The organism is Marinospirillum sp. (genome assembly GCF_014859565.1).
In genome coordinates, this window is sequence record NZ_JACUUA010000172.1 from 1 (window position 1) to 7,001 (window position 7,001).

A 7,001-nucleotide genomic window follows, 5' to 3' on the forward strand; every position below is an offset into this window, starting at 1 on the left:
GCCCATGCGCCTCGACCGTTTTTTAAGTAACCGCCCTCATCTCAGCCGTAAAACCGCTCGTTTGTTATTACAAAATGGGCGGGTGCGGCTGGATGGAAGCATCACTTACAACCCGCTGGCGGCGGTGGATGTTTTTTCCACCCTTGAAACTCAGGGTGTGGAGGGTGACTGGCAACTGCTGCAACAAGGTACTCCACGTTGTTACCTGATGCTGCACAAACCCACCGGTTGTGTCAGTGCCACCCGTGATCCACAACATCCCACAGTGCTGGACTGGATTGATACCCCCTGGAAAGACCAGCTGCATCTGCCGGGGCGACTGGATTTCAACACCACTGGCCTGTTGTTGCTGACCAATGATGGTCACTGGTCACGGCATTTGTCCTTGCCGGATTCCGAACTACCCAAAACCTACCGGGTGACTACTCGTGACCCCATCAGCCCGGAAACAGCGGTGGCTTTTCAGCAGGGTATTTATTTTGCTTATGAAAACCTCACTACCCGACCGGCAGAGCTGGAGTTGTTGCATACTCATCAGGCGCTGCTCACCATCCATGAAGGGCGTTATCATCAGGTAAAACGGATGTTTGCAGCTGTTGGCAATAAGGTGGTGGCGCTGCATCGGCAAGCTATAGGTGCACTACAGCTGGATGCCAGCCTGCAACCGGGGCAATGGCGGATGTTGACCCCAGCTGAAGTGGATGCACTGGACTGTCGCCCGGTCAGCCACAACAACCCTTTGATCAAAACAGCGGAAACTGAATGAACAACACGATGCAACAACCGCTGGAGTGGCGCTGGTTAAACGGTCTGGAATCTGTCGCAGCGGCTGACTGGAATGCCTTGTTGCCGGATTCGGGCTATCCCTTTTTGCGCCACGATCTTTTGCTGGCGCTGGAACAGAGTGGTTGTGCCAGCCGTTCGACTGGTTGGCAACCACAACACTGGACAGCATGGCAAAAAGGCAAACTGGTGGCGGCTTTGCCGCTGTATCAAAAGTTTCATTCCCGTGGTGAATACGTTTTTGATTTCCAGTGGGCAGAGGCGTATCCCCACTTCATTGATCCACAGCCTGGAAACACTGCACAGAACTATTACCCCAAACTACTGAGTGCAGTACCTTTTACTCCGGCGCAGGGGCCGCGTTTGCTGCTGGCGGATGGCACCTCAACTGAAGCGGTACTGAAGGTATTGCAGGAGGCGTTGCAGCAGGAATTTGATGCAGGTCTGTCCGGCTGGCATCTGCTGTTTGCCGAAGCATCTCAGGTTAAACAGCTACGGCAACACTGGCCACAGCTGCTGGAACGCCATGCTTGTCAGTTTCACTGGTTCAACCGGGGCTATGCCGATTTTGATGAGTTTTTGGCAGGCATGACCAGCAAACGGCGCAAGGAAATCCGTCGGGAAAGGCGCAAGGTGGCTGAGCAAGGTTTGCTGATGAAACGAGTGCCGGGTGCCTCAATCACTGCTGCGCAGTTGCAGACTTTTTATCACTGTTACCAGACAACCTATGCACTGCGGGGGCAGCGGGGTTATCTGACGGTGGATTTTTTTGCGCGACTGCTGGCAACCATGCCGGAACAGCTGTTGCTGGTGCTGGCGGAACATCAGGGACAACCAGTGGCAGCGGCGTTGTTTTTTCAGGATGCCACCATCCTGTATGGACGTTACTGGGGTGCATTGGTGGAGGCCGACTGCCTGCATTTTGAGGCTTGTTATTATCAGGGTATTGAACATGCCATCGAACAGGGTTTGCAGCGTTTTGATCCCGGCACCCAAGGTGAACACAAGATCTCACGGGGTTTTGAGCCGGTGATCACCCATTCATTGCACTGGTTGCCAAATATTGCTTTTGCGAAGGCTGTGGATGATTTTCTACAGCGTGAGCGGCCGATGGTTGCCGCTTATTGTGAGGATGCCAAAAGCCTATTGCCTTTTCACCAAGTGGCAGCCTCAGATAGGTGATTGCCACAACACAAAACGGTTACGGCCTTCGCGCTTGGCTTGATACAGCGCAGTATCTGCACGGCTGATCAGTTCTTCGGCGGATATCTGGGTTTCAGTTCCCATCAAGGCTATACCCAGGCTGGTGGTGATATTCAGCGGCTGGTAGTTGCTCAGGTAGGTAGTGGTTTCCACCGCTTGGCGCAGGCGTTCAGCAACCAGCAGGGCTTCATTCTGCTCAGTATCTGGCAGCAGGATCAGAAACTCCTCTCCACCATAACGCCCCAGCAGATCATCCCGGCGCAGATGCTGCTGCAAGGTATTAACAAACCCCTTGAGAATCTCGTCACCGGCATCGTGACCATAGTTGTCATTGACCTTTTTAAAGTGGTCAATATCCAGCATCAGCACCGCCAGGTGTCGAGGTGTTTCTGCCTGTTTCAGCATTAATGCACTCAGCTGCTGTAATATCCAGCGGCGATTTTTGGCACCGGTCAGCTCATCGTGATGTGCCAGAAATCTCAGACGATCCTGTGATTCACGACGCCGGATAATTTCTTCATGCAGGCTGGCCGTCCTTTCATCAATGATGGATTCCCGCTGACTGCGCTCCAGCTGTAAATATCTAAACAGGCGTTGCAGCCCAAAAATAGCCAGCAAACCGGTCAGGGACAGCAGTAAAAAAGCAATCAGGTGGGTTCTGCGGCTTTCCGCCATCAACCGATCAGTCAGGCGTTCAACATAAGTGACCGGGAAAGATACACTCAGCCCACCACGAAAGTCGCCCAGTTGATAACCCATGTGAGCATGACAACTGATACAGCCTTCCTGCATATAAAGAGGAGCCATATAACGAAAACGCTGATCCACCACTTCGACATATTCATTCAACTGCTGATCACGCAGCAGTTGCAGCGCACGAGTTTCCCAAGGGTCAGCTTTGTTGGAGGGATTCATCAACCGATCACTGGTCAGATTGATCTCCAGATGACTGCCTTGCATGATTTCAGCAATCTGGCGAGTCATGTAAGCAGGATTCAGTTTGGTCAGAGTCACCCCAGCAGGTGAAGTAATGGTTTTTTCAGGGATAACCAGATAAGGGTTTTCCGGTGTGGAGTCAGTTAAGGGTGCATAAACTCCGCCGTGTTCAGCATTCCAGTTGCGTAGGGTTTGCACCAGGTTAAAAGCCACCTCACCCCGCTGACGTGCCATTTCATAACCTGCTTCCTGCAGGGTGTTGCTGTTTTGAAGGTAAATCAAACCCACCACCAGCGCCCAGAAAGGCAAGGGCAACAACAAGCACCAACGGGACTGGATCAGTTTGATAAAAGTTATGCGCAACTCAGGCTCCTGACAGGGTATGCACCAATACGGAGCAAACCTTACTCCGGCAAAAAGATTTTGTCTCTAACAAATAGGTATAAAATCTTCATTTTATTGTGTTGCCGGTAAAAAGCTAGCGCAACTCCAGTATATACGCTTATCATGATTTTAATATGACCATTGATTTTATGGGGTTTATTTAAGCGTGTTTGCAATAAGGAGTTGCTAATGTTTGTTTGTGGAAAACAGCAAGTATTGTCCGGGTTGTTAGTGTTGGTTTTGTTGATGAGCGGTTCTTTGCAGGCTGCTGATCTGCGGATCTCCGGTGCCAGCACCATCTACCCAATACTGGAGCAGCTGGCCGGTGACTTTCAACAGCAAAGCAGCCACAACCTCTTGCTGAGTGCCGGGGGCAGTGGTCGCGGCATCTCTGATGTACGTTCTGGTGCCTCGGATATGGGTATGGTGTCCCGCTCGTTGCGGGATGAAGAAAAAGCCGACCTGTTATACACCACCATTGGGCTGGATACTCTGGTGTTTATTGTCAACCAAGCCAACCCTCAGCAAACAATTAACAAAGCCCAATTAATCAGCCTTTACATGGAAACAACCAGCTGGCAGCAACTGAATGGTTATGCTTGGCCGGTGCGACTGGTCTCCAAAGAAGTGGGGCGCAGCACACTGGATCTGTTTGAAGAGTTTTCCGGTTTAAAAAGCCCGGATCGCAGTGGTGCATCAGGCACACTGATCAGCCGCCGTGCCACGGTGATTGGCTCCAATCTGGAGGCTCTGTCGCTGGTGGGTGGTCAGCATGGTGGTGTGGGTTATGTTTCTCTTGGCACCGCTGCATCTGTGCGCGATCAGGGTATGCCGATACGTATTTTACAGCTGGATGGCATTACACCCTCTGCCCAGACCATTCAATCCGGCCAGTACCCGATTCGACGTGAATTAAATCTGGTTTATCGTGAAATAACACCATCCATTGAAGCACTCTTGTCAGTGCTGAATACATCCCGTGGACAGGCTGTCATCAGTCAGGCTGGATTTATTGCTGCAGGAGGCCGTTGATTATGAAGATGACACTGATTAAAAAGATTGCCCTGCCTTTTCTGCTGTTGGCGGCCATTATCCTGACGGTATTTGCCAGTGTTTATTGGCTGCTGGATCGTCAGTTGCTGGAGCTGGTGGATAGCCGTGAGCGTATGAGTCGGGTGGAGTTGAATATTGAGCGAATCACAGCGGATCTGCAAAGTGGCATCCTTTCATTGAATGATGAGTATTTTATTGCAGCGGCTCAAACATCCTTGCTGGTGGAGCAGGAGCTGCAGTGGTTGCAGGCTCAGCAGCCGGAGTTGCTGCGTGGTTTTAATGAACAGTACCAGCAGTTTTATGCCGGTATGGTGGCGGTCAGCTCTGTTTTTCTGGAGCAACGGGTTGAAGAAGGTCAACAGCGGCTGTCCGATCTGCGTCTGGTCAGACAAGAAATGAGTAAAGTGGCAGCGGCTGTTAATACCAGCTTGGCTGAGCGTTATGCCAGTAGTGTGACACTGCTCAACAGCGTGATGATGATTGCCTCGGTAGTGATGTTGTTGGTTCTGGTTGCTGTTTTATGGCTGGTTAAATTCCTGATTGCTCCGGTTTATCAGATGCGCCAGATGATGCAACAGATTGCGGAGGGTGCCGGTGATCTGACCCAGACCTTACCGGCAAACAGCAGTGATGAGATTGGTGATATCGCCCGTGCCTTTAATCGCATGATGCAAACACTGCGAAGCCTGATTAATGATGTACAAAGTGCGGCTCACCAGATTGCCAGTGCAGCGGAAGAACAATCACAGGTCACCGAAAGGGCGCTGGAGCTGGTGCATCAACAACGCAGTGAAGCAGAACAAGTGGCTGCGGCAGTACATGAAATGGCTGCGGCCAGTCAGGAAGTGAGTGATAACACTTTGGCCGCCACCGAAGCAGCCCGAGAAGGGCGCAATAGTGCCGAACGTGGACAGGCACTGGTGCAGCAGGAGATGAGTGCCGTTCATGAGCTGGCGGAAGAAATAGAGCGTGCAGCTGATGTGATCCGCCAGTTGAATACTCACTCACAGGAAATTGGCAGTGTGTTGCAGGTGATTCGAGATATTGCTGAGCAGACTAATCTGCTGGCGCTGAATGCTGCCATAGAGGCTGCCCGTGCGGGTGAGCAAGGGCGGGGTTTTGCGGTGGTGGCTGATGAAGTTCGCAGCCTGGCCAATCGAACTCAGGATGCGACCAAGGACATTGAACGCACGGTGGATATTCTGCAGAAGGGTGCCGCAGATGCGGTTAACGTGATGACCCGCCAGCAGTCAGAAGCCCACAAGGATGCCAAAATGGCCGAAAAAGTGATTGCAGCACTGGCTGATATTCAGGCGGCCATTCAGCGTATTGAAGATATGAATGTGCAGGTATCTTCTGCGGCAGAAGAGCAAAGTGCCGTGGCGGAAGAGATCGACCGCAATGTCACACAAATTAATGTGGGTGTGCAGGAAATTGCCGCCGGTACCGAACAGAGCACCCAAGCCAGCCAGTCATTGGCACAACTGGCGGAAGGTCTGCGTGATCAGGTTGGGCGTTTTAAAGTTTAAGATCAAAGTGATCCGCATCCTGCCAGGCGGGGAAAGACGCTCGAAAGTTATTGAGTTTTTCAGCGCTCAGGGTGCGGGTTTCTACAAAACGACCACCCACCGGGTGATCCAGCAGCAGTTGCCCGGCAGCATCCACCAGCAGGCTGTCACCGGAGTAGGCCAGCCCTTTGCCATCCGTACCAACACGGTTGACTCCGGCGACATAACTCAGGTTTTCGATAGCACGCGCCTGTAACAGAGTACGCCAGGCATGGCGGCGGCTTTCTGGCCAGTTGGCGATATAAATAGCCAAATCATAATCACCGGTATTACGACTGAACACCGGAAAACGCAGGTCGTAACACACCTGTGGCAGGATACGCCAACCCCGATACTCCACCACCAGTCGTTCACTTCCAGCCTGATAATGCTCCTGCTCCTGAGCCATACGGAACAGATGACGTTTGTCATAATGGTGAGTCTGTCCTTCCGGGGTCACCCAATACAGGCGATTACGAAAACCTGTGGCATCCCGCACTATGACACTGCCGGTGATGGCGGCACCCGTTTGTTGTGCCTGCTGTAACATCCATTGCAGGGTGTTGCCCTGTTCGGGTTCTGCCAGAAGTTCCGGCTCCATACTAAAACCAGTGGTGAACATTTCCGGCAGAATGATCAGGTCGGTTTGATTAACCAGTGGTGTTAATTTGTCGGCCAGCATCCGCTGATTGGCATCCGGTTGATGCCAGTGGAGTTCGGTCTGAACCAGTGTGACACGCAGATCGGTGGAAGGCGCAGTGGTCAGCATCGTGGTTCTCCTGAGCAGTGATGATTTCAGCCGTGTTTTATAAAGTGCGGAGTTTTTCAGCCGCAGCCAGCAGAGTGGTTGATCCCTTGGCAAAACAAAAACGCACCCAGCGCAGGTGTTCCGGTGGCTGCTGGTAAAATACCGATAGCGGAATAGCCGCCACACCGGCTTCGGTAATCAGCCACTGCACAAATTCGGTATCTGGCAGATCACTGATGGCAGCATAGTCCATCAGCTGAAAATAAGTGCCTGCGGAGGGTGTGAAGATAAAGCTGCTTTGTTGCATTTCAGCGTTGAACAGATTGCGTTTCTGCTGATAAAAATCC

Annotated in this window: 7 protein-coding genes; 4 read left to right on the forward strand and 3 right to left on the reverse strand. The window is 52.0% G+C overall.

Annotated elements, in window-relative coordinates; translation table 11 throughout:
- Together IBX50_RS15515 and IBX50_RS15520 are read left to right on the forward strand one after the other, a co-directional pair.
- On the forward strand, positions 1-766 hold a 766-nt coding region (locus tag IBX50_RS15515), incomplete at its 5' end, for a 16S rRNA pseudouridine(516) synthase (RefSeq protein WP_366930740.1).
- A complete protein-coding gene (locus IBX50_RS15520; RefSeq protein ID WP_292257204.1) occupies positions 763-1,965 on the forward strand; it encodes a GNAT family N-acetyltransferase in 1,203 nt (400 codons plus the stop codon). The genes IBX50_RS15515 and IBX50_RS15520, both read left to right, overlap by 4 nt.
- Here the strand turns inward: IBX50_RS15520 and IBX50_RS15525 are convergent.
- The gene (locus IBX50_RS15525) at positions 1,954-3,285 is read right to left on the reverse strand and encodes a diguanylate cyclase (RefSeq protein ID WP_292257205.1); all 1,332 of its coding nucleotides are present in this window, start codon (positions 3,283-3,285) and stop codon (positions 1,954-1,956) included. The genes IBX50_RS15520 and IBX50_RS15525 overlap by 12 nt on opposite strands.
- 267 nt (positions 3,286-3,552) lie before the next feature.
- Between IBX50_RS15525 and IBX50_RS15530 the strand changes: the two genes are divergently transcribed.
- Entirely contained in the window at positions 3,553-4,338 is a 786-nt protein-coding gene (locus IBX50_RS15530) for a substrate-binding domain-containing protein (RefSeq protein ID WP_292257206.1), read from the forward strand.
- 2 nt (positions 4,339-4,340) lie between these two features.
- Positions 4,341-5,888 (forward strand): methyl-accepting chemotaxis protein, encoded by a 1,548-nt coding sequence (locus IBX50_RS15535; protein WP_292257207.1) that lies wholly within the window; start codon positions 4,341-4,343, stop codon positions 5,886-5,888.
- Here IBX50_RS15535 and IBX50_RS15540 read toward each other — a convergent pair.
- Together IBX50_RS15540 and IBX50_RS15545 are read right to left on the reverse strand one after the other, a co-directional pair.
- Positions 5,878-6,675, reverse strand: a complete 798-nt coding sequence (locus IBX50_RS15540; RefSeq protein WP_292257208.1) for an amidohydrolase — start codon at positions 6,673-6,675, stop codon at positions 5,878-5,880. The genes IBX50_RS15535 and IBX50_RS15540 overlap by 11 nt on opposite strands.
- A 37-nt stretch (positions 6,676-6,712) precedes the next feature.
- A partial coding sequence (locus IBX50_RS15545; RefSeq protein WP_292257209.1) for an aminotransferase class I/II-fold pyridoxal phosphate-dependent enzyme occupies positions 6,713-7,001 on the reverse strand: 289 nt, incomplete at its 5' end.